Raw genomic sequence first — 23,371 nt, forward strand, 5'->3', positions numbered from 1 at the left:
TTGAACTCAAAGGAAATAGTCTTAGAAAAAAACTGTAATATTGTCATGTCTTATCTTTTGTAAACCAAAATAGCAAGAGGGGTCAACATCACTAGAATGGGGGGTCAGTATCTATAGAATATCCATTATTCTCTTTTTTCCAAAGTAATGCTTTGATCGTTGCCATTTGTTCTTTTTATAAAGATACAAAAATTGGTAAAACAATGTTAAAACAAATGGTGGTTTTATATGGCTTTTTATGGTATTATTTGATTTATGAAATTTTGTAAGTAATTGATAATAAGGTATTTTAGTATTTATAGATACAAATTAGAAAAGACTTAGGATCTAGTGCCGCAAGGTGTGAGAGTTCGAGTCTCTCCGCCTGTACTGAGTAAAAAGCTCTTCAGAAATGAGGAGCTTTTTTTGTGAGCGATAATTTTGTAAAAGGAGAGACGAGAAGCCTGTCCCGCTATGGGCGGGAAGTCTCGGAGTTTATCCTGAGCGCAGCCGAAGGGCCTGTACTGAGTAAAAAGCTCTTCAGAAATGAGGGGCTTTTTTTGTGGGCGATAATTTTGTAAAAGGAGAGACGAGAAGCCTGTCCCGCCATGGGCGGGAAGTCTCGGAGTTTATCCTGAGCATTTCGACGGATCAATCTTAAAAGTTGTGTGTACATTGGAATAAGTTAGATTAAATTATCTCAAAGTTCGTTTTCTGTTCATTTTTTTGCATGGCCCAAAAAACGCTAGGTTGATTTTAAACTTCTTATTAATTAACCATGTATATTAGACTGCAGCAATACAATTCTGTTTCTTATTTTTGTTGTTAACCTAACATGCCTTCTTATGAAAGTCCGTGAACGTTTTATTCTTATTTCAACTGTAGTTGTCATTGCCATTATCTGCATTTCTTTTTTCTGGCTTCCAATTTTATGGAGTTTCATATTGGTGGGGCCATTGCTTCTGATGGGTGTCTTTGATATCCTTCAAAAACGCCATACCATAAGGCGTAACTTTCCTTTGATCGGTCGGTTTCGGTATGTTTTGGAATCCATACGGCCAGAGATAATGCAATATTTTGTGGAGACGGATACTGAGGGACGGCCCTTGAACCGTATTTTAAGGTCGGTAATCTACCGAAGGGCGAAAGGGGAGACGGATACCGAACCTTTTGGTACGCAGATGGATCTATATCACTCAGGATATGAATGGATGGAACACTCCATGTATGCAAAGAATAATCCAAAGAATATAGGGGAGTTTCCCAGGTTACTAATAGGAGGTAAGGATTGTAAACAACCCTATTCTTCAAGCCTTTTGAATATTTCGGCAATGAGTTTCGGTTCTTTGAGCAACAATGCCATTATGGCCTTAAACAAGGGTGCTAAAATGGGGAATTTCGCCCATAATACGGGTGAGGGTGGTATCAGCGATCATCATCTGAAATATGGCGGAGACCTAATCTGGCAAATTGGTACAGGCTATTTCGGCTGTAGAAACGGTGATGGCACTTTTAATGAAAGAACGTTTCGTGAAAATGCTTTACGACCTTCGGTTAAAATGATTGAAATAAAACTGTCACAAGGGGCAAAGCCCGGTCACGGGGGAATTTTGCCAGCCATAAAGAATACGGAGGAAATAGCAAAGATCAGGCATATAAAACCAGGTATTGCAGTTCATTCCCCTCCATCGCATTCCGCTTTTGCAGACCCCATTCAATTCATGTATTTTATTAAAAAACTGCGCGACCTATCCGATGGAAAACCTATCGGGTTCAAATTGTGCATTGGTAGGAAACAGGAATTTATGGATTTCTGTGAGGCCATGATTTATACAGGCATAACTCCAGATTTTATTACCGTGGATGGTGGAGAAGGCGGCACTGGTGCCGCTCCGGTCGAATTTTCGAATACGATGGGCATGCCCTTGCGCGAAGGGTTGATTTTTGTGCACGATACCTTGGTAGGTTTCGGATTGAAAAATGATATAAAGGTAATCGTTGCAGGAAAGATCATAACCGGATTTCATATGGCAAGGGCGATGGCACTGGGAGCCGATGGTTGCAACAGTGCCCGTGCCATGATGTTGTCCATAGGGTGCATCCAAGCCCTGCAATGTAATATGAATACTTGCCCTACTGGGGTTGCCACACAGAATAGATCGCTTGTTAAAGGGTTGGTAGTAGACGACAAGGCGCCAAGGGCGAAAAATTACCACGAAGCGACTATCCATAGTTTTTTGGAATTGATTGCAGCAGCAGGCCTCGATGGCCCTCAAGATTTAAGACGCGAACATATAAGCAAGAGGGTGGGCATGTATATTGTAAAGACCTATGATGAAATTTATCCTTATATGAAGGAAGGTTGTCTATTGGATATTGCGGACATTCCCGAAACCTATAAAAGATATTTTCAGTTGACGAGGATAATGAAATAGTATCTGTTGTCAGTTCCCTAACGTAATACCAACAGCTCAAAAACTGATTAGCCGTTTAAAATTTCTAATTGTGTTATAGGTTATTGATATTATTATATAAATTATTCAGCCAATCTACGATTACCACTAAGGTAAATTATCGAGCAACTTTTAATCACATCCTAACGGATGTAACCTTGGAAATCTCCTGAAAATGGTCATGATTTCATGCCTTGTAGCCTGGTAGCTAACACTTTGGAGGAAATATTAAGATTATGCGGAATAAAAAATTTAACTTTCCATTTAAGATGACATGCAATTAGGATTTTTCGGAAGGCGCTAAGCTTGTGCAGGAAGTGATAAAATGCCTAGAGTTCTGCTAGAATATATTGAACTAATAAAATTCTATTTCCTTTTAAAAAATGAAAAAAATTTTTGAGCTTATCGGTCCTGGCTTTATTACGGCAGCCATGGTTTTGGGTCCTGGTAGTTTGGCTGTTGCATCTAGGATTGGGGCGAACTACGAATATCAACTCTTGTGGATAGTGCCGTTGTGCGTTTTGTTCATGGGTGCGTTTACAGTGGTTTCCACAAGAATAGGCATTACATCTGAGATTTCATTGCTCCAACAGATTCGCCTCAGATACAGTAGTTGGGTTGCAATTGTGGTTGGGGTCGGGCTCTTTTTAGTAGCAGCATCGTTCCAAGCTGGAAATTCCATAGGTGCGGGAATGGTCTTTAGTGAGACCTTGTCCATGTCACCAACCCCATGGATTATTGGAATATCGGCCATTGCCATTTTCTTGCTGTTTTTTAAGACCTTTTTTAGGATTCTTGAAAAAGTTATGATCGGTATGGTCATTTTAATGTTGGTATCCTTTGTACTTACCTTGATTATTTCTAATCCAGATCTTTCAAGATTGGGAAAACAATTTACTTTTGGAATTCCGACAGGTTCCGAAATGCTCGCTTTAGCGTTGGTGGCATCGAGTTTTTCTATTGCCGGTGCTTTTTACCAGGCCTATCTTGTGCAGGAAAAAGGATGGACAAAAGCCAAATCAAGATCTCACGAACGGGAAGGTATTACAGGGATTGTTATTTTGGGAGTAATTACCTCGACCGTACTCTTGGTCGGTGCATCAGTTTTATTTCCCAAGGGTATAGCGGTGAATAGCGCCACTGAAATGGGAATGGCATTGGAGCCGATTTTCGGATCTTATGCTTCTAATGCCTTTATGCTGGGGCTTTTTGCAGCCTCTTTTTCTTCCTTATTGGGTAATGCCACCTTGGGTGGGGTTTTGATATCAGATGCGTTGGGGTTTGGGATGAAACTCGCATCGATAAAAGTACGTGCTATGGTTATGTTGGTCATTGTAATCGGTGCTATGGTCGCGATAGTTTTCGGCAATTTGCCTATTGAACTGATTGTTTTGGCACAAGGCCTTACCGTAATAGTGTCACCCTTGATCGGGCTGCTGTTGCTTTTAATTGCCTTTGGAAAATCGGCAAAAAAGGAAATGGAATTGAGCAATGGGCTAAAGGTTTTGATGATCTTAGGTTGGTTGATCTTATTATTTTTGGCCTTAGCCAATGGGTATAACCTTTTTGTTAAATAGCATATGCAAACTGTAGAAGAACTTGAGCTTAAATTATCGAAACCTTCGGAAAGCTATTTGTTTTCCTAAACGAAATGATCGTGATGACAGTAGAATGGGTAAAATCCGGTGGAAAGGAAATCAGCAAACCCACCCATTTTCAAAAATGAAAGGGCGATTTCCAAATTTTATTGCTCTAAAATGAACTCATAAAAATGAAAGATTTAGAACCAAAATAAAAATAGCGATTATGAAAGAACTAAATAAAGCAGACAGAAGAACTTTCGTAAAGACCACGGCCAAGACGCTAGCAGCCGGTATGGTCTTTAGCCACTTACCGATATTTTCAAGTGCCAACGTACTGGGGCAGGAGATAATTAAATTGGGATTGGTAGGTTGCGGCGGTCGCGGAACCGGAGCTATTTTTCAAGCTTTGATGGCTTCAAAATCGGTGCAGCTAGTCGCTATGGGCGATGTTTTCAGGCATGAGCTCGATAATAGCCTTCAGCAGGTATCCGCCAAATTTTCCGATCAGGTAGCTGTACCGAAAGAACGACAATTTTTGGGGTTGGATGCTTTTGAGAAGGTTATTGCGGAGTGCGACGCGGTCATCTTGGCCACCCCTCCAGGATTTCGTCCCCAACATTTTCAACATGCTATAGACGCTGGAAAACATGTGTTTTTGGAAAAACCTTTGGCCGTAGATGGCCCGGGCTATCGTAAAGTAATCGAAACCGGAAAAAAGGCGGCCGAGAAAAAACTGAACGTTGTTGTAGGTCTGCAATTCCGGTACGAAATTGCCATGAATGAAATGGTAACGAAAATACATTCAGGGGAAATCGGTGAATTGCTTTCTGCCGATGTGTATTATAATGTGGGCAAAGCCACCGTACATCCACGAAAAGAAGGCCAGACAGAACTAGAATACCAAATTAGTAACTGGCATTATTTTAATTGGCTTTGGGGTGGACAGCTGGCAGGGCAGGCCATACACCAGATCGATGTCATCAACTGGATAAAACAAGGTTACCCCATAAAAGCAAGCGGAATGGGTGGTAGGGCAATGTTGGAAGGTCCAGATCATGGGGAAATATTTGATCATCATTATGTGGAGTTCGAGTATGCGGACGGCTCGAAATTGCACGTACAATGTCGCCAAATGGACAATTGCGCCAACCGAATGGGGTTCAACGTTCAAGGTACCAAAGCTAGAGCCGATGAGCGTTATCAGTTTCTCGACAATCAGGGCAATGCACTTTGGCGATACCGTGATAGGGACGACCCTTCATCTTCGCAGATTGAACAAGATGTGTTTATCGGCGCAATATTGGGATCCAAGCCCTATGTGAACAACGTTGAATTCGGGGCAGAAAGTAGTATGACCACGATTATGGGACGTATGGCGATCGAGTCCGGCCAGATTATTGAATTGGATAAGGCCAAGGCTTCCGATCTGAGTATTGTCCCAGATTCAATGTCATGGGAAATGAAAATGGGCAATGAGCCCTTGGAAGATGGTAATTACGCCATACCAAAGCCGGGCGTGAGGGTGCTGTAGAATCATAGGATTTGTTCACTGTAGTACTAAAGATAGCAATAATCCCTAATCAGCTATTAAACATCATATTGAAGCATCTAATTAAAAAGCGTCTGGGATATAGTATCATATGCGTTAATCCTAATGGTCGAATCATTAAAGCCATTACTTATATATTGGATTCATTTTTTTTGAAATGTAAGCGGAAAGCATTCCTTAAAATTAATCATCCGGCCATTGGGATACTTTTTGAACTTTTTTGTAGCCATCAGGCCTATCTAAATTATCATAAAGGTCTTGGGTCCACTCATATGTTTTGGGCTCATTGCCGATAACAACGATTTCATCGGGATAATGCAAACCTACCACTTGCGGCAGATCCGTCACCCTTAAACAATTAAGCATTTCTATGGCTTCTCCCTTCCCCGTTGGATCGCTGGGCACGTTCTGGGTGGCCGGGGGATCTTTAAGCAAAAGTGATTTTACATGACCATCAAACAAAGCGGCGTAAGCGGCAATTGCTGCCATTTCACCCTGTGCCAGAATGCTAATGTTGTGGGCATCCAAGCCAGGGATGCTTCGCAAGGCTTCCAAACAACGAAGCACGTCATAGACACGCATGGAGGCGATGGTTCTTCCGGTCCAAGCTGCTGCCCTCCGTATATGCCATTGCTGTGATGCGGACCAGCCAGTGTCGCCGATGCCCCGGGCCTCAAAATAGGCTACAGTCATTTGTTCGCCCAGACCTCCGGCCAATCCTGCCGATGCATAGCGTTCTTCATTGGGATTTTTCAATACGAGCACAAGGGGTTTGGCGGTATTTGTGGGTTGCCCTGTATGAAGGGAAACCTTCAAGCGCCATCCTTTCTCGGAAACAAAACTGTAATCCTTTCGTTCATCTCCTGACTTACTCGAAGACCTAAAATCTAATCGCATATCCAACGGTCGGGGTGCATCGGGAAATGCACCAAACGTTTTTTCTTTCAAAAAAGCCTTTACCTCGTTTCTATAGGAATCCAGTTGTTCTACCGTTTTAATTTCTGGCGCTGTGGCCAAGGCTACGAACGAATCCTGAATAGATTTCGTTCTATCGTCATTTGGTACACCATTTATATAGACTTTTAACTCTTGCTCTGACAGTTCCTTGGTGATGTCAATATTAGTAAGGGCTTCAGGTTTTACCTTCTTGCCTTTTAATTCTTTTATAAAGAATGATAAAATTTCTGGGCGGAGTTCTTCCTTCGATCCATAACTATGCCCTCCAGTAGCATCTTTCATAATTAAATTTTCTGGTTTTCCATAGAAGGAATAAATTGGTTTTATCTTGTGGTAAATCGAATGGACGGCCTCGATGGAATAGTATAGGTCACGATCTGGTTGTGCAATCATAAATGGCCTTGGCGCGATCAATGCTCCAATGTCGGAGAAGTCGATGCCATAGGTGTTGGTCGGCATCATACAGTCGCAATGGTCATCGATGGTTTTTTGAGCTATTTGGCCTTCCAGCGAACTTGCACCTGCCACGGCTGCAGCAGCTTTTATTCTCGGATCGGCAGCCGGCAGATACCAGCTTTGGGAGCCGCCTCCAGAAATGCCGGTTACGCCCAGATTATTTTGATCTACTTCTGGCATTGCGGACAATAGATCTAAACCCCGAATGCCGTTCCATACTTCCACCCCGGCAGGATTGTAGCCTCTACTGTACCAATGGAACCATCCGTTTGATTCCTGACCTAAATGTTCACCTTCTACTTCTCCTCTTTGAATGGTTTCGATAATCATGCACACAAAGCCGTTTTCGGCGAAATTCTTGGCATGTGCTTGATAGTTGTATTTTTGGGAATGGGCATGGCCACTAACATACAAAATGGCGGGCACCGGTTTTTTGATTCCATTGGGAATATAGAGGTTGGCGGGTACATATAGACCGGGTAAAGATTCGTAGTAAAGCTTTTCGATCCGGTATCCCTTTTTTTGAATGCTTCCTGTTTTGGTCACATTTAAGGGAGACCTTTTTCCGTGAAAGGGCTTTCCCTGTAGCCCCAACATCTCTAGAAATTGTTGGTGCTGTTCCTCACGAACAGCCTCCCAGTCCTCCAAATTTTTAATATCATTTAATGAGTTTCGGGTAATATCGCTGGCCACCTTGCACAGATATTGACGAATGTTATTTGGTTGGTCAAAGTCCGCCTCGACCATGTTTACAAAAGACTGAGGGAATGTTAACATTGACCAAAATGCTGAAAGGAGGATTAAGATATTTTGCTTTTTCATTGACTTGTGTTTTTACTATTTTATCTTAACGGGTTATTCGTGAAAGGTTTTTTCTTGTTTTGGGAGATAACAGCAGTAACATCTATAAAAAAATAAATCCTTGGAAAACTAAAGTTAATATCTTTTTTAAAACTACACTGAAAATCGTTTTTACAAATTATTGTATTTTTGGGCTAGTGCCGTACATAAGTAGAAACCACCAATCACTTCTTATTCAATGCCTAACAAAAAAAATCGCCGTATCGCCGCTATAATGTTTACGGACATAGTTGGTTATACCGCTTTAATGCAAAGGGATGAGAATGCCGCGGTGGTAATGCGGAAACGCCATCGACATGAGTTTGAATTAAATCATGAACATCATAATGGAGACATTCTTCAATATTACGGCGATGGCACACTGAGTGTTTTTGCAAGTGGTTTAGAGGCTGTGGAATGTGCCATAGACATTCAATTGGCATTGCAGATGGAAAACCCTGTACCACTGAGAATAGGGCTGCATTTAGGAGATATTGTTTTTGATGGAACGGAAGTTTATGGAGATGGGGTAAATTTAGCTTCACGAATCGAGAGCTTGGGAGTTGCAGGTTCAATACTCCTTTCCGGTAACCTGAACGATGAACTCAAAAATCATCCACATGTATTAACGGAGTCCCTTGGGAAGGTTGAATTAAAAAATATCTCAAAACCGGTTGAAGTCTTTGCAGTAATCAACCAAGGAATTAAAATTCCCGAAAGTTTCGAACTTAAGGCTATTCCCCAAAAGGATACAAAATCAATTGCTGTACTTCCATTTGTGAATATGAGCCCCAATCCGGATAACGAATATTTTAGTGACGGAATGACCGAGGAAATTATTAACGCCCTTGCAAAAATTAAGGGATTAAAAGTAACCTCGAGAACGTCTTCTTTTCACTTTAAAAATATTAACCTTCCTATTGTACAGATTGGCCAGGAACTTAATGTATCTACTATTTTGGAAGGGAGTGTGCGTTTATCCGGAAATAAAATGCGTATAACTGCTCAGCTGATCGATGTAAAGGACGATTTTCATTTTTGGTCCGAGACTTTTGATCGGTCCTTGGAAGACGTCTTTGCCGTCCAAGATGAAATCAGTGTTCTTATTGCCGAAAGGTTGCGGGAACATATAGGTCACTTTAATATTGAAGACCAATTGGTGCAAGATCTAGAAATACCGGTTGATGTATACCAACGCTATTTAAAGAGTAGATATCATATTCTAAAAATGGGGAAGTCAGATATTGAAAGAGGGATTTCTATTTTAGAAAAAATCCTTGAGAGTTGGCCCCATTTCGCATTGGCCCATTTAGGGATGCATTTGGGATATACCCTTTTAGGAACAATAGGGTTGGTCCCTTTAGAGGAAGCCTTTGCAAAAGGACAGCCCTTTTTGGATAAGGCCATGGAATTAAATGAAAACTTGCCCGAGTGTCAATTGCATTTGTCTTATGCATGCCTCATTCAAAAATGGGATCTCCCAGGAACCTATCGGCATTTAGGTAAAGTATATGAAGCGGGTCCCATCGTTGAGTATTATCCAAGCATGGCATCCACCTTGGTAGCCGAAGGTAGATTTGCCGCGTCACGAATATATATTGAAACAGCCCTACAGTTAGATCCATTTTCCTCAATAAATTATCATTTAAAGGGTTTTATTGATTACTGTGAGGAGAAATATGAATCTGCTATCGTCTCTTTCGAAAAGGCGGTAGTACTCAAACCTGATTTTAAAGTGTCAACCTTATATTGGGGACAGGCACTTTTGTTATTGGGAAAAGGCGAAGAGGGATTGGCGTTTTTTGAGAAATTACCACGGGATGAAACCGAAGATGTGATGAGGTTGGGAGGTACAACCATGGCTTATGCGGTTTTGGGAAAGAAAGAGCAAGTAGAAAATGGAATTGTTAAGTTGGAAGCTGCCTTGGAAACCGATCTAATGGGTAGGGCATTGAACTTACTGATTCTATGTAATGCCCTTTTGGGGAAGACCCAAGAAACCATTAAATTAATAGAACAAGGGGTTGCTCACAGATTACCAATGATGCTTTATTTATTTGTGGAGCCAATACTCAAGCCGATGTACGGTATGCGCAGTTTTCAGAAACTCAGGAGGGAGGTTTTGGGAGAGGATAGTCAATTCGAATCCTCTAAAAGAAAGTACCAAAAATCATTATTCAATAATGCGCTACTCAAGAAATATAAGCGTCAATTGGATCGGTTGATGTTGGAAGAACAGCCATACTTGGATTCTAACCTCACAATTCGGGCTTTGGCGGAAAGGATACAAATTCCTTCCAATCATTTATCCCAGCTTCTCAATGAGGGATATGGGAAGAACTTTTCCGACTTTGTTAATACCTATCGTTTGGAAACCTTTAAGGCTAAAGTCGCCGATCCCTCTCAAAAACACCTCACCATTCTAGCTTTGGCTTACGACAGTGGTTTTAACTCCAAGACCGTATTCAATACCTATTTTAAAAAGACAATGGCCATAACTCCAAGAGCATATTGGAAGAAAACGATTGCTAAATAAGTTCCGATTTCCAAACCCGAACGACCGGTATTGCCATTTCTAACATCTTTGTTGTAAATAAAATCATATTCGCTGAAAGAATATTTGGGTTTTATCACAGAAATATAACTAATGTAATTTCTTTTAAAAATGGCCATACGCTTTATCATTCAGATTTCAATTAAGATAGCAATTTTGATTACCATCTTAATAACAACCTAATCCCATGACGATTTAGAATTGCTCGAAAATTTTTCGAAAATACTATTTTTGGGGTCTCACCAAGATTAATATATATAATATAAAGTATAGATACAATCTCCAAGGCCGTATACCCTCATGAGGTAAAGGTTTGGGAGACCTCGATCAGAGCAACACACCACTTTTTAAGGGAGTAGATATAAAATTCTTTAAACCACTAATATTGAACAAGTATTTAAATGCCGTCCAATTAAGGTGTATTAGAAATAAGGTTGAGGAAATAATCGGTTTTATGGGAGTGGCAGGTCAACATCTGGAAATGCTATTTATACATCCTACATAACAAGGGAAGGGAATAGGTACAGGTTTAATAACTTATTCCATAAATGGATTTAATGTAAATAAGGTGAATGTAAATGAAGAGAACGATTAGGCTGTTCAATTTTATAAGCAGTGCGGTTTTATAACTGTTGGTCGTCTGGAACGGGATTCTTCAGGAAAACCCAACCGGATTTTGCACATGGAATTAAAAATTAAGGTCACTGCCATTAGCCTTTAAGTTAAACGGATTTCCAATACAGAACCGATAAAAAACTTCTGTGACTTTGTTCCGATTTTGAAATTAGAACGATTGACTTATTTGCACTGTATACATTTGTCTCAAAAAAAATATGAAAGCAATAATAATTACCAAGTATGGTGCTCCCAATGTTCTGAAAATTAAGGAAATAACAAAACCCCAACCTTGGGAAAATGAAATTTTAATAAAGGTAAAAACAGCAAGTGTAACCACCGCGGATACCATGATGCGAGAAGGAAGTCCGTGGTACGGTAGACTTTTTATGGGTCTAACTAAGCCTAAGTATCCTATAGCTGGGACCGGTTTCGCTGGGGTAATTGAATCTATTGGGGTCAATGTTCTAAACTTCCAAGTAGGGGATGAAGTTTTTGGGGAATCGATATTTGGACAGGGCAGTAATGCAGAATACTTATGTATGTCAGAGGATGGATTGGTAATCGCAAAACCTAAAATACTATCCTTCGAGGAGGCTGCCACCATCTGTGATGGGCCATTGACTTCCTGGAATTTTTTAAATGAGATGGGCAAAGTGAAAAGTGGTCAAAAAGTGCTCATAAATGGTGCCTCTGGAAGTTTGGGTACGGCTGCGGTACAGTTGGCAAAATATAATGGTGCGGAAGTGACTGGGGTTTGTAGTTCCTCCAATTTGGAGATGGTAAAATCTCTTGGGGCGGATTACGTTATAGACTATACAAAAATAAACTTTACAAAAACGGGGAATTGTTACGATATTGTATTTGATACGGTAGGCAAAAGTTCCTTTTCCGAATGCAAACAAATACTTGCCAAAAATGGAACATACATCTCACCAGTACTTGGTTTTCCATTGCTTTTTTATATGTTATGGACCTCTATATTTGGAAGTAAAAAGGCTAAGTTTTCTGCTACGGGCCTAATAGCTGTTCCCAAACTTCGGACAATGCTTTCTGCTCTGACCGGACTTCTGGAAGAGAATCAATTGAAAGTGGTCATTGATCAACGTTATTCCTTGGCTGAAGTTCCAGATGCACATAGGTATGTGGATACAGGCCGTAAAAAAGGCAATGTGGTTATAAACCTATAGCTAAAAGAATCTTCAATTTTTTTTTCCAGGGAACGCTTACCTCAAACCAATGAAGCAGTCTTATAAATTTCTACTTGTTTAATGGTTCTTAGGATGGTATTTCTAAAGCATTTTTAAAAAAAGTGAACTACAGAATTTATAGTGTTATGTAAGGTAATTCTACATTTTGTCTAAGGTTTGTTGGCGTTGAACGTTGATATTTTGAAACTCCAAGGATCTAAACTAACTTTAGTTTAAATATGGTGTCATTATTACAATGATCAATTGAAATGTAAACCTAGCAAAAACCCAATCAAGAATAGAAGCTTCTCCTTTGTTATGGTGATGACTATGGAAAACAATAAAAAATAAAGTAATGAAAAAGAAATTCAATTTTATTGACCTGGTATTGACATTTAGCGGTGCCTTTGCAGTTGTTGTATTGTTGTTGGTAGTTTCCAAGTTTGTATAGTATAGCTTGTTGCTAAATTGTTTAGGTCATAGGAAAGTTTCTTGAGGTTAACAGTCCATGGATACTATTTTTTACGTAAATATAGTGTGGTGTCCAAATGGACTAATTTATTGTTTAAATTAAAATCGGAATATGTCTAAAACATCCACCAGTTGGTTATTGGTATTAGTTATTGTCATAATGAGCTTTGGTATCGGCATTTACTTACAAGACTTAAAACATCAAGAAAGTACCAAGGCAGCATGGAAGGCAAATCGGTTTAACGTAGATAGGTTTAACAAGATAATGCGCTATGCTGGCGATATGAATTCTAATAATTGGGCCTCAATGCGCGATAGTATTGGAGGTCAATTGGATAGTTTAATGATATTGAGATTCAGAAAAGAAGTTGATAGTATTAAGAAGGTAAGAAAATAGAATTCTCGGTGTACATCAGTTCCAAGGCACTCTTCGTGTAAACATAGTTGTACTATCTAGGAAAGTAATATTGGTAAAAGCAACCCTAAGGAGTTGCTTTTTTTTGTGTTCTAGATTCCCATATTAACTGGAATTGAATAGGTCTTGAAAGATAGGGGGTCGCTTCCAATTAAAAGAAGCCAAATGCGGCTAAAATCAAACAGACAACCACAGCTAATAGTATGGCGACCAGTACCACGACCATAAGGCTAAGGAATCCATTGAGCACCCTGGTGCCAAAAGTAACATCTTCCATAATATTAAGATTTTAATACAATTTAATGAATTATCCTTAAATTATGACGTGTTTGGGAGTCAAATCCGTTAAATGACTTTGAATTAGTATACTATTCCGATGTACAGTAAAAATTTTCGATAAAATGCTGAGTATCAATCGATCTTCTTCTCTTATTTACTCAGTTTTTTACTGAGTTCTTCCAGCGTAATTCCCTTGGTTTCCGGCATCATAAAAATCACGAAGATCAATTGGAGCACCATCATAAAAGCAAAGAATCCAAAAACAGGTCCTGGGCCTACCCATGCAAAAAGAGCAGGGATAGAGGATGGTATAAGCCAGGCAAGCACCCAATGTACAGAACTTCCAAAGGCCTGACCGGAGCCTCTCAAATGATTCGGAAAAACTTCGGAAATGAAAACCCAAATTACAGCCCCTTGCCCTATGGCATGAGATGCAATAAATAAGAATAGAAAAATAGGGACTGCCATACCTTCCCAGTTTAAAATAAAAGCGGCGGCTACTAGTGATAATGATATTATATAACCAATAGAACCATAATACATTAATTGTTTTCTACCCAGCCTGTCAATCAAAAAGATACCCAAGAGTGTAAATATTAGGTTGGTTATGCCTATTCCTATGCTACTTAAGAGGGCGGTACTTTCACCTAATCCTGCAGCTTCAAATATTCTGGGAGCGTAATATAGAAATGCGTTGATTCCAGAGAATTGATTAAAAAAGGCGATAAGAAAAGCCAATGTCAATGGGAATCGATATTTCTTCATGAAAATATTTTCGGAGGCGGTAGCCACTTCTTCTCCATAGGCTATTTCAGCTTCCAATTCTTCCAAGGACAGATCTGGGTTTATGGAATACAGTATTTTTTTGGCCTCTTCGGTCCTGTTTTTTGTTAAAAGCCATCTTGGGCTTTTGGGGACGGTAAGCACAAATAAGGTATAAATGATAGCGGGGAAAGCTTCAACACCCACCATCCAGCGCCAATCATTTTCACCCACATTGCTGAGTGCATAATTGGACATGAAGGCCACTAGGATACCAAAAACAAGCATAAATTGGTATAGCCCAACCAATTTTCCTCGATTCTTAGCCGGAGCAATTTCGGAAATATAGGCCGGGGCTGCCACTGTTGAAGCCCCTACGCCCAAACCTCCAATAAACCTAAATATTCCGAAGGTAACGGGGTCATTGGCAAAAGCAGAACCTATGGCGGAGATGGAATAAAGGACACCTATCCAAATTAGGGTATTTTTTCGGCCAATTTTGTTAGTGGGTATTCCACCTAAAATCGCTCCTATGACGGTTCCAAATAAGGCCATGCCTATTACTATCGTTCCGTGAAAAGCTTCCGAGGAGTTCCATAATAGTTGTAATTTTTTTTCGGCACCGGAAATAACAACTGTATCGAAGCCAAATAAAAATCCGGCCAAGGCGGCAATAAGGGAAATACGAAGAATTTTGGGATTCATAATTTGGTTTGTTGATTTTTGTAAAGCTAACAAAAAAAGCAAACCAAATATATGGTCTATTTAAGATAGGGCAATTTTTGGGCTAAGGGAGTCCCTGGATTTGGACTTTTGACCATTTTTTGTTTTTGGAGCCTCTTTTTCAAGTCTTGGTTTCTTAATAACTTCTTTTTTTGGCGAAGGAGCCCCACTTTCAGCTGGCGTAGTGCCATGTTGCTCCCCAATAGCTTCCCTGCAAGAAAAACAGGAAAGCAAAAAATAGGTTACGGCAACCAAGGTTAAAATTCGGGAATATTGCATAGTCGTACATAGGTGTTCATAGTAATGTACGTATATAGGTCATGATTCGGACGCTTGCTCCCTTATTTTCAGATGCATAAGAGCTGTTTATATTCCCTGTTTCCATTAGATACTTGTTGTTTCTAAGTAGTTCATTGATGAGGGTACTGAATTCTATTTTGGATTTAACAACCAAAATTCCTCCTTTGGCCACCAAATCTTCGGCCTCCTTAAATCCCTTAAAGTTTGGTCCAATAATTACGGGAATGCCGTGCACTGCTGGTTCCAAAGTATTGTGTAATCCAGTGGCAAAACCACCCCCTACATAGGAAATGTCTGCATAGCTGTAAATTTTGGTCAATAGTCCAATAGTGTCTACAATAAGCACCTCAAAATCAGCCAAATTTTTATTTTCAATTTCAGAATATAGTACCGTTTTCTTATTTATGGAGGCTTTTAGTTTGTTGATATGTTCCAACTTTATGTTATGCGGGGCAAGGACAAATTTTAATGGTGATCCAACGGAATTTATAAATGGCACCATTATGGCCTCGTCCTCTGGCCAGGTGCTTCCGGCTACCAAAGTTGGAGTTTCATTTTTAAATTCTTCCATGAAATTCAAACTATTATCCCTTTGGAGAATCTCAATAACCCTATCAAATCTGGTATCCCCGCTGATATCTGTATTTTTTATGCCAATTCCACCCAATAAGGCAATGGATTTGGAATCCTGAACAAAAATATGGGTGAAATTGCCTAGGGCTTTCCGCATAAATCCCCCAAGGGTTTTGAAGTAGATCTGCTTCTCCTTGAAAAGAGCGGAGATGAGTATGGTGGGTATGTTACGTTGGCTTAAGGCCCTTAGATAATTTGGCCAAATTTCATACTTCACAAAAATCACTAGCTTAGGATTAACAAGGTCAAGGAATCTTTTGACATTTTTTGTGGTGTCCATGGGTAGGTAGGTCACCATATCGGCAGCAGTCGTATTTTTTTTAACCTCGTAGCCTGAGGGGGAGAAAAAAGTGACCAATATTTTATATGCGGGATAATCTTTTCTTAACTGTTCTATAATGGGAAGACCTTGTTCAAATTCGCCCAAAGAGGCTGTGTGTAGCCAAATGATTTGATCATTTTTTGTAATGTTTTGTTGTAAGTAAGGTAGCGTCTCTTTACGCCCCTTTACGAAAAGTTTAATTTTTGGATGGACCAGTGCGATCAATTCTAGGACCAAAGCGGATAATTGTACGGCAAAATTATATATGGCAAACACTGAATCTTCGTTTGTGGCTAAAATACGCTTCTTTAAATAAATTCCATTGGCTGCGAATCCTTATTTTTGTAATATTGTTTGCTCAAAACCATGTTTGGAATCTAAGTTTTATTCAATGAGGAAAATACAAATGGTTGACCTAAATGGTCAATATGAGGTTATAAAGGAAGAAGTAAATGCCTCCATCGCCAATGTTCTGGAAACAGCTACATTTATTAACGGACCTGAGGTGCACTCCTTTCAAAAAGAGTTGGAAGACTATTTGGGGGTAAAGCATGTGATCCCATGTGCAAATGGCACCGATGCTCTTCAAATAGCTATGATGGGACTTGGTTTAAAGCCAGGGGACGAGGTGATAACGGCCGATTTTACTTTTGCCGCAACGGTAGAGGTAATAGCACTCTTGCAGCTCACCCCAGTTTTGGTAGACGTGGAACTGGACAGTTTTAATATAGACCCGGTTGCCTTGGAAAAGGCCATTACTCCTAAAACCAAGGCCATTGTACCCGTGCACCTTTTTGGTCAATGTGCTAATATGGACGCTATTTTGGAAATTGCTGAAAAGCATAATCTATTTGTTATAGAAGATAATGCCCAGGCCATTGGGGCCGATTATACCTTCAATAATGGCAAAAAACAGAAGGCTGGGACCATGGGGCATGTTGCGGCAACCTCCTTTTTTCCATCCAAGAACTTGGGTTGTTATGGTGATGGGGGTGCAATTTTCACCAACGATGATGATTTGGCCCATACCCTAAGGGGTGTTGTAAACCATGGGATGTATGAGCGTTATCATCATGATGTTGTTGGAGTGAATTCTAGATTGGACTCTATTCAGGCAGCAGTTTTAAGGTCAAAGTTGTCACGATTGGATAGTTATAATGCCAGTAGGAGAGCTGCTGCAAAAAAATATTCCACTGCTTTTAAAGGAAACAAGAATATTGTTGTTCCACAAATGACAAATAATTGTAAGGAGATATGTGACACTTGCGATTGTCATGTGTTTCATCAATATACACTTAGAATTTTGAACGGACAACGTGATGCTCTAGTAAAACATTTGGGGGATAAGCAAATTCCATGCGGTGTCTACTATCCAATACCTTTGCATAGGCAAAAGGCTTATTTGGATGAGCGATATAAGGAGAAGGATTTTCCGATAACCAATCAATTGGTAAGTGAAGTTATTTCTTTGCCCATGCATACCGAGCTGGACGATGAACAAATCACTTTTATAACCGAGACCATTATTCGGTTTATAGAAAAATAATTGAAGATTACTTTGGACTGCCCGCTATGCGGATTAATATGAAAACCAAATTTATAATAAAAATCAATAGATGAAGATACTCGTAACGGGAGGCTTAGGGTTTATAGGTTCCCATACCACTGTAGAATTGCAGAATAATGGCCATGAAGTAATTATAATTGACGATCTGTCCAATTCAACGGAAAAGGTTTTGGAGGGTATTGTGGCTATAACGGGAAAGAGACCCATTTTCGAGAAATTAGATCTTAAGGAAAGGTCAAAGGTAGAGGACTTTTTTAACAGACATCAGGATATCGGAGGTGTTATTCATTTTGCAGCTTCCAAAGCTGTTGGTGAAAGTGTAGAGAAGCCATTGTTGTATTACGAAAACAATATTGGCACTTTGGTATACTTGCTCAAAGAACTTTCCCAAAAGAACAAGTCCAGCTTCATATTTAGTTCCTCCTGTACCGTTTACGGACAAGCGGATAAAATGCCAATTACCGAGAGTGCACCAGTAAAGGCAGCGGAATCACCTTATGGTAATACTAAGCAAATGGGGGAAGAAATAATACGTGATACCTGTAAAGTGACACCCGGTATAAACGCGATCGCACTTAGATACTTTAATCCAATGGGGGCGCATCCAAGTACCCAAATAGGGGAATTACCTATTGGTGTGCCACAGAATTTGGTGCCGTTTATTACCCAGACAGGAATTGGCCTCAGAGAGCAGCTTTCTGTTTTTGGGGGGGATTATCCTACCGATGATGGCACATGTGTTAGGGATTATATTCATGTAGTGGATCTTGCGAAGGCACACGTAGTGGCATTAGAAAGATTGTTGAATGGTAAGAACGGAGAGAATTATGAAGTTTTCAACGTAGGAACAGGTAAAGGAAGTACGGTTTTGGAGGTTATCAAAAGCTTTGAAAAGGTATCCGGAAAAAAGTTAAACTATAAAATTGTAGACAAAAGACCAGGAGATATCACCTCTGCCTATGCGGATACAACCAAGGCCAATAATGTATTGGGCTGGAAAGCAGAATCTACTCTTGATGAGGCTATGAAATCTGCCTGGCTTTGGGAACAAAAAGTCAGGAAGTAAATTTCAGGACTCTGTTTCACATCCCAGCAGCACTCAAGTCAACTAATAATGGGGGTCTATAGGTGCTTCCAATCAATTTAAAGCTTAGCCATAATGGAACCGGATGTTTCTTCGATATGTACGCAATCCACAAGAAGATTTTGTATCCTTCTAGAAATAGGAAAATGAAATACTTATTTGGATTAATAACACTGTTGCTAGTACTGAGCTGTAATAATAAAAGTGATGAGGATGCTTTGGATTGTTTAAATGTAGCCTGTACAGAAGAATATAGGACTATTACAATTAGCGTCAAAGACAAGGAAGGTAAGCCTGTAGTTTTGGATGAAATTAAAGTAGTGATTCTGCCAAATGGAGAGGATATTACGCCGGATATTACAAGTAGTGAGTATGAATGGATGGGTGAAAATGGTGTCTACCCTTTGTTTAGTGATAAGTATGTCATGAAATATAGGAATAAGAAGGTTGATCTAAATTTGAAGGGATATGTTGATGGTGACGTGGTGGTAGATTCAGATTATACCGTGGGTGCAGATTGCTGTCATATTTTGCTTATTGAAGGGGAAACGGACTTGGTGCTCAATAATCTTTGATTCATTTTAGTCATATAATAAATTGGCTGGGCAGATGTTTGTAAAACGATGAGGTATCGTTTTTTCTTGGTCCGTTTATTGAGTTTTTAAAAATGTTTAGGATTAAGATTGGGGAATTTAGAAAAAAGATGGTTTTATTGCATTTCTGAAAAACCATTTAAAACATAATTTCGTAAATAGCATATGGTTGTAAATTTCCCCAATATTTCGTCACTTCTAGAGCATGCAGAGAATAAGAGTCTCTATGAAAATCTAGTTTTGCAATTGCAAAAGGATTTCGTTCTAGCCAATGTGTTTATAGACTTACCTACCCAGATAGTACCGGAGGATTTGAAAACTCTGGTGCACGAGAAGGTGTATTATTTGATCATGGAAAAATTTACGGACTATTTAAACTTGCTTTACATTATTGATGTGCCCGAGAAAGTGGTCAAAGCCATTGAGGCTACAGATGTGGTTGAAATTTCAGACCAAGTGACCTTCGAGATACTAAAACGGGAATGGCAAAAAGTATGGTTTAGAAATGAGTATAGTTCCTAGCCTAAAAATATACCCGTACAAAAGGCATTAATGCATTGTAATAAATGCTTTTTTGAGGATCATGCAATACATCGTATCGTATGCCTATGGTCACATTTCTATTGCCATAGCCAATTCCAAGAAACAAGGCTGGTGACCAGTAATCTTCTTTTGGATTACCGCCGTCCAGTTCAAGTTCACGATTAACCCTTAGCTGTTCCAATTCCGCCGAAAGTTGCAAAGCAGGAATTGGATTGAATAATGATATTACACTTCCACCGTAGGCCAGGAGTTTTGCATTTTGAAATTTGGCATAGTTAAAATTGAGTCCTGCGCCCAAACCCAATTGTTCGGTGGCCTGATAAATGGCACTTGGAGAGATTGATAAATTGAAGGAATTTTTGCCAAATCCGAGGCCTAAATTGCCTCCAAAATGTACCTCATTCCAAAAATTAGAATTCCGTGGAGTCAGTTGAGAATAGCCCACGCAGCTAAACGCCGTGAAAAAAACACATAAAATCAACCTTTTTTTTAAGGAATAACGATTTATCATAATTATTGTAATATTTTTCCATTATTCAGGGCTTAGATAAGCTTAGATATGCTAAATGTTGTATTTTTGAATAAATTTTGTTCAAAAGACAGAGAGACATTTTCATGGATAAATATTCCTTTTTAAATGCTGCGCATACTTCTTATTTCGCAGAATTATACGATAAGTACTTAACAAATCCAGACAGTGTAGAGCCAAGTTGGAGGGCCTTTTTTCAAGGATTCGATTTTGGCGTGGAAAATTCCATGGAAGCTTTGGCCGATGATTTGCAAATGGCACCATTGTCCGTTGCTGGGGGTCATGAAGTAGATGTTCCACAGAAACTACAGAAGGAGTTTCAGGTAGTCCGACTTATAGATGGGTATAGAACAAGAGGGCATTTGTTCACTAAAACAAACCCTGTAAGAGAAAGAAGACAATATTTTCCGACACTAGACATTGAGAATTTTGGATTAACACCAAGTGACCTAGATACCACTTTTACCGCAGGGGAAATTTTAGGTATAGGTCCCAGCACCTTGCGCGAAATTATAGAGCATCTTACGAGCATCTATTGTGATGCAATAGGTGTAGAGTATATGTATATTAGAAACCCGGAACGGGTAGAATGGATTCAAAATTGGTTGAATATCAATGATAATCATCCAAAATACGATACGGATAGAAAAAAACATATTCTAAAGAAATTAAATGAAGCGGTTTCCTTTGAAGGGTTTTTGCATACCAAATATGTAGGGCAAAAGAGGTTTTCATTGGAAGGTAATGAGTCGTTGATTCCTGCTTTGGATGCCGTAGTGGAAAAGGCGGCCGAAATGGGGGTCGAACAATTTGTTATGGGAATGGCCCATAGAGGCCGTTTAAATGTTTTGACCAATATTTTTGGAAAGAAGGCGAAAGATATCTTTAGCGAGTTCGATGGGAAAGATTATGAGCAGGAAATCTTTGATGGGGATGTAAAATATCATTTGGGATGGACTTCAGAGCGGAAAGCGAATAATGGGAAGAAGATTATTATGAACATTGCGCCAAACCCTTCCCATTTGGAAACTGTTGGTGCTGTTGTTGAAGGTATTGCCAGGGCAAAGCAAGATGCCCGTTACAGTGACGACTATTCCAAAGTGTTACCAATTATAGTGCATGGAGACGCTGCAATTGCAGGTCAAGGATTGGTTTATGAATTGGTGCAAATGGCGAATTTGGAAGGCTATAAAACCAATGGTACCATTCATATTGTAGTAAATAATCAAATTGGGTTTACGACCAATTATTTGGATGCACGTAGTTCTACCTATTGTACGGATGTGGCCAAAGTGACCCTGAGTCCAGTACTCCATGTCAATGCGGACGATCCAGAGGCAGTAGTTCATGCCTCCTTATTTGCTTTGGAATTTCGCATGCGTTTCCAAAGAGACGTTTTCTTAGATCTATTGGGGTACAGGAAATACGGACATAATGAAGGTGACGAACCCCGTTTTACCCAGCCTAAATTGTATAAAGCAATTGCCAAGCATAAAAATGCCAGAGATATTTATGCTGAAGCACTTTTGGCCGAAGGAGTAATTGACGGCAACTTTGTGAGGGAGTTGGAGGAGCAATATAAAGCTTCTTTGGAGGAGGAATTGGAAGATTCCAGGAAAGAGGATAAGACCGTAATAACCCCATTTATGGCGGATGAATGGAGTGGGTATACCCATGTTCGCGAATGGGAAATGATGGATGCGGTAGATACAACATATGACAAAAAGAAACTTACGGCAATAGCAAAAGTGCTTACGGAATTGCCTAAGAATAAAAAGTTCTTGCGTAAAGTTGAGAAATTGGTCAATGACCGTAAGTCCATGTTTTTTAAAAATGACACTTTGGATTGGGCCATGGGGGAACTTTTGGCCTATGGTACTCTTTTGGAAGAAGGTTATGGCGTGCGAATGTCTGGTCAGGATGTAGAAAGAGGTACTTTTTCTCATCGTCATGCGGTTATGAAAGTTGAAGAAAGTGAGGAGGAAGTAATGCTTTTGAACCATATATCTGAAAAACAGGGAACTTTCCAAATATATAATTCCCTTTTGTCGGAATATGGAGTGGTTGGTTTTGATTATGGTTATGCCATGGCCAGCCCCAATACGCTTACCATCTGGGAAGCCCAATTTGGGGATTTTAGCAATGGCGCCCAAATTATGATCGATCAGTACATTTCGGCAGCAGAGGATAAATGGAAATTGCAGAATGGACTGGTTATGTTATTGCCACATGGGTACGAAGGCCAGGGGGCGGAACATTCCTCGGCCCGTATGGAGCGGTATTTGCAATTGTGCGCTAGGGATAATATGTTTATTGCCGATGTGTCCACACCAGCAAATATGTTCCATTTGTTAAGGAGGCAAATGAAAGTGAACTATAGGAAGCCACTAATTGTATTTACGCCCAAAAGTTTGTTGAGGCATCCCAGAGCTGTATCAACAGTAGAGGAATTTGCGAATGGTGGATTCCAGGAGGTAATAGACGACGCTACTGCTGAGGTGTCCAAAATAAAGAGTTTGGTATTCTGTACCGGTAAATTCTACTATGACCTTTTGGTGTTTAAGGAAGAAAATAAAAGAGAAGATGTTGCCTTGGTTAGGGTAGAGCAATTGTTTCCGGTGCCAGTAAAACAAATGAAAGCGATTATGGAGAAGTATAAGAATGCCGAAGATAAGGTTTGGGCCCAGGAAGAACCGAGGAATATGGGTGCATGGGGTCATTTAATAATGCATTTTAGTGAGGCGCATAAATTAAGGGTGGCCTCAAGAAGATTTTACGCTTCCCCGGCGGCTGGTAGTGCTGTGCGTTCCAAACGAAGGCATCAACAGGTAATTGATTATGTTTTTGATATAGAAAAGAACAACATGGGTTTGAATCCCGGTGTCTCAAATATCAAACCATAAAACATCCCAATGGTTAGAATGGAGCTAATCTGTTTTAAATGAGTTATGGGGTATTTTATGAAATACAAATT

Annotated in this window: 16 protein-coding genes; 11 read left to right on the plus strand and 5 right to left on the minus strand. The window is 39.8% G+C overall.

Features of this window, described 5'->3' with window-relative positions; all coding sequences use genetic code 11:
* The first annotated feature begins 824 nt into the window (after nucleotides 1-824).
* The 3 genes from CWD90_RS20350 to CWD90_RS20360 all read left to right on the plus strand — a co-directional run bounded on the left by CWD90_RS20350 (nucleotide 825) and on the right by CWD90_RS20360 (nucleotide 5,546).
* Nucleotides 825-2,414, plus strand: a complete 1,590-nt coding sequence (locus CWD90_RS20350) for an FMN-binding glutamate synthase family protein (protein ID WP_103477901.1) — start codon at nucleotides 825-827, stop codon at nucleotides 2,412-2,414.
* A 401-nt stretch (nucleotides 2,415-2,815) separates the two neighbouring features.
* Entirely contained in the window at nucleotides 2,816-4,009 is a 1,194-nt protein-coding gene (locus CWD90_RS20355) for an Nramp family divalent metal transporter (RefSeq protein WP_192878051.1), read from the plus strand.
* Nucleotides 4,010-4,238: 229 nt separating this feature from the next.
* Entirely contained in the window at nucleotides 4,239-5,546 is a 1,308-nt protein-coding gene (locus CWD90_RS20360) for a Gfo/Idh/MocA family protein (protein ID WP_103477902.1), read from the plus strand.
* A gap of 201 nt (nucleotides 5,547-5,747) precedes the next feature.
* On the opposite strand, the gene CWD90_RS20365 is transcribed toward CWD90_RS20360, so the two are convergent.
* On the minus strand, nucleotides 5,748-7,799 hold the full coding sequence (locus CWD90_RS20365; RefSeq protein ID WP_157941285.1) for an alpha/beta hydrolase family protein: 2,052 nt from the start codon (nucleotides 7,797-7,799) through the stop codon (nucleotides 5,748-5,750).
* Between the two features lie 217 nt (nucleotides 7,800-8,016).
* Between CWD90_RS20365 and CWD90_RS20370 the strand changes: the two genes are divergently transcribed.
* The 3 genes from CWD90_RS20370 (at nucleotide 8,017) to CWD90_RS20385 (ending at nucleotide 13,044) form a co-directional block, all read left to right on the plus strand.
* Complete coding sequence (locus CWD90_RS20370; protein ID WP_103477904.1) at nucleotides 8,017-10,353, plus strand: helix-turn-helix domain-containing protein; 2,337 nt, start codon at nucleotides 8,017-8,019, stop codon at nucleotides 10,351-10,353.
* 851 nt (nucleotides 10,354-11,204) lie between these two features.
* Nucleotides 11,205-12,176: an NAD(P)-dependent alcohol dehydrogenase gene (locus CWD90_RS20380; RefSeq protein ID WP_103477905.1), complete on the plus strand. Its 972-nt coding sequence runs from the start codon at nucleotides 11,205-11,207 to the stop codon at nucleotides 12,174-12,176.
* A 583-nt stretch (nucleotides 12,177-12,759) separates the two neighbouring features.
* Nucleotides 12,760-13,044, plus strand: coding sequence for a hypothetical protein (locus CWD90_RS20385; RefSeq protein WP_239986577.1), 285 nt, complete (start codon nucleotides 12,760-12,762; stop codon nucleotides 13,042-13,044).
* 447 nt (nucleotides 13,045-13,491) lie between these two features.
* Here CWD90_RS20385 and CWD90_RS20390 read toward each other — a convergent pair whose 3' ends face one another.
* From CWD90_RS20390 to CWD90_RS20400, 3 genes are read right to left on the minus strand one after another with little or no spacing between them, the layout of a single operon-like run.
* Nucleotides 13,492-14,808: a sugar porter family MFS transporter gene (locus CWD90_RS20390; protein ID WP_103477906.1), complete on the minus strand. Its 1,317-nt coding sequence runs from the start codon at nucleotides 14,806-14,808 to the stop codon at nucleotides 13,492-13,494.
* A gap of 60 nt (nucleotides 14,809-14,868) precedes the next feature.
* Entirely contained in the window at nucleotides 14,869-15,105 is a 237-nt protein-coding gene (locus tag CWD90_RS20395; RefSeq protein WP_103477907.1) for a hypothetical protein, read from the minus strand.
* A gap of 16 nt (nucleotides 15,106-15,121) precedes the next feature.
* A complete protein-coding gene (locus CWD90_RS20400; protein WP_103477908.1) occupies nucleotides 15,122-16,357 on the minus strand; it encodes a 3-deoxy-D-manno-octulosonic acid transferase in 1,236 nt (411 codons plus the stop codon).
* 115 nt (nucleotides 16,358-16,472) lie between these two features.
* On the opposite strand from CWD90_RS20400, the gene CWD90_RS20405 reads away from it, so the two are divergent.
* From CWD90_RS20405 to CWD90_RS20420, 4 genes are all read left to right on the plus strand, one after another.
* Complete coding sequence (locus tag CWD90_RS20405) at nucleotides 16,473-17,627, plus strand: DegT/DnrJ/EryC1/StrS family aminotransferase (protein ID WP_103477909.1); 1,155 nt, start codon at nucleotides 16,473-16,475, stop codon at nucleotides 17,625-17,627.
* A gap of 70 nt (nucleotides 17,628-17,697) precedes the next feature.
* A complete protein-coding gene (galE, locus tag CWD90_RS20410) occupies nucleotides 17,698-18,714 on the plus strand; it encodes a UDP-glucose 4-epimerase GalE (RefSeq protein WP_103477910.1) in 1,017 nt (338 codons plus the stop codon).
* A 164-nt stretch (nucleotides 18,715-18,878) separates the two neighbouring features.
* Nucleotides 18,879-19,307, plus strand: coding sequence for a hypothetical protein (locus CWD90_RS20415; protein ID WP_103477911.1), 429 nt, complete (start codon nucleotides 18,879-18,881; stop codon nucleotides 19,305-19,307).
* A 183-nt stretch (nucleotides 19,308-19,490) separates the two neighbouring features.
* The gene (locus tag CWD90_RS20420) at nucleotides 19,491-19,847 is read left to right on the plus strand and encodes a hypothetical protein (protein ID WP_103477912.1); all 357 of its coding nucleotides are present in this window, start codon (nucleotides 19,491-19,493) and stop codon (nucleotides 19,845-19,847) included.
* A gap of 1 nt (nucleotide 19,848) precedes the next feature.
* On the opposite strand, the gene CWD90_RS20425 is transcribed toward CWD90_RS20420, so the two are convergent.
* The gene (locus CWD90_RS20425) at nucleotides 19,849-20,379 is read right to left on the minus strand and encodes an alpha-ketoglutarate decarboxylase (RefSeq protein WP_103477913.1); all 531 of its coding nucleotides are present in this window, start codon (nucleotides 20,377-20,379) and stop codon (nucleotides 19,849-19,851) included.
* Between the two features lie 104 nt (nucleotides 20,380-20,483).
* On the opposite strand from CWD90_RS20425, the gene CWD90_RS20430 reads away from it, so the two are divergent.
* On the plus strand, nucleotides 20,484-23,300 hold the full coding sequence (locus CWD90_RS20430) for a 2-oxoglutarate dehydrogenase E1 component (RefSeq protein WP_103477914.1): 2,817 nt from the start codon (nucleotides 20,484-20,486) through the stop codon (nucleotides 23,298-23,300).
* The last annotated feature ends 71 nt before the right edge of the window (nucleotides 23,301-23,371 follow it).

The sequence above is a fragment of the Arenibacter catalasegens genome (genome assembly GCF_002909235.1).
GTDB classification, from domain to species: domain Bacteria; phylum Bacteroidota; class Bacteroidia; order Flavobacteriales; family Flavobacteriaceae; genus Arenibacter; species Arenibacter catalasegens.

Bases quoted from the DNA above. Each gene is read 5' to 3' on its own strand.
- CWD90_RS20390 (WP_103477906.1), bottom strand. From the start codon at position 14,808: ATGAATCCCAAAATTCTTCGTATTTCCCTTATTGCCGCCTTGGCCGGA.
- CWD90_RS20420 (WP_103477912.1), top strand. From the start codon at position 19,491: ATGGTTGTAAATTTCCCCAATATTTCGTCACTTCTAGAGCATGCAGAG.
- CWD90_RS20395 (WP_103477907.1), bottom strand. From the start codon at position 15,105: ATGCAATATTCCCGAATTTTAACCTTGGTTGCCGTAACCTATTTTTTG.
- CWD90_RS20415 (WP_103477911.1), top strand. From the start codon at position 18,879: ATGAAATACTTATTTGGATTAATAACACTGTTGCTAGTACTGAGCTGT.
- CWD90_RS20355 (WP_192878051.1), top strand. From the start codon at position 2,816: ATGAAAAAAATTTTTGAGCTTATCGGTCCTGGCTTTATTACGGCAGCC.
- CWD90_RS20360 (WP_103477902.1), top strand. From the start codon at position 4,239: ATGAAAGAACTAAATAAAGCAGACAGAAGAACTTTCGTAAAGACCACG.
- CWD90_RS20430 (WP_103477914.1), top strand. From the start codon at position 20,484: ATGGATAAATATTCCTTTTTAAATGCTGCGCATACTTCTTATTTCGCA.
- CWD90_RS20365 (WP_157941285.1), bottom strand. From the start codon at position 7,799: ATGAAAAAGCAAAATATCTTAATCCTCCTTTCAGCATTTTGGTCAATG.
- CWD90_RS20425 (WP_103477913.1), bottom strand. From the start codon at position 20,379: ATGATAAATCGTTATTCCTTAAAAAAAAGGTTGATTTTATGTGTTTTT.
- CWD90_RS20380 (WP_103477905.1), top strand. From the start codon at position 11,205: ATGAAAGCAATAATAATTACCAAGTATGGTGCTCCCAATGTTCTGAAA.
- CWD90_RS20370 (WP_103477904.1), top strand. From the start codon at position 8,017: ATGCCTAACAAAAAAAATCGCCGTATCGCCGCTATAATGTTTACGGAC.
- CWD90_RS20385 (WP_239986577.1), top strand. From the start codon at position 12,760: ATGTCTAAAACATCCACCAGTTGGTTATTGGTATTAGTTATTGTCATA.
- CWD90_RS20405 (WP_103477909.1), top strand. From the start codon at position 16,473: ATGAGGAAAATACAAATGGTTGACCTAAATGGTCAATATGAGGTTATA.
- galE (WP_103477910.1), top strand. From the start codon at position 17,698: ATGAAGATACTCGTAACGGGAGGCTTAGGGTTTATAGGTTCCCATACC.
- CWD90_RS20350 (WP_103477901.1), top strand. From the start codon at position 825: ATGAAAGTCCGTGAACGTTTTATTCTTATTTCAACTGTAGTTGTCATT.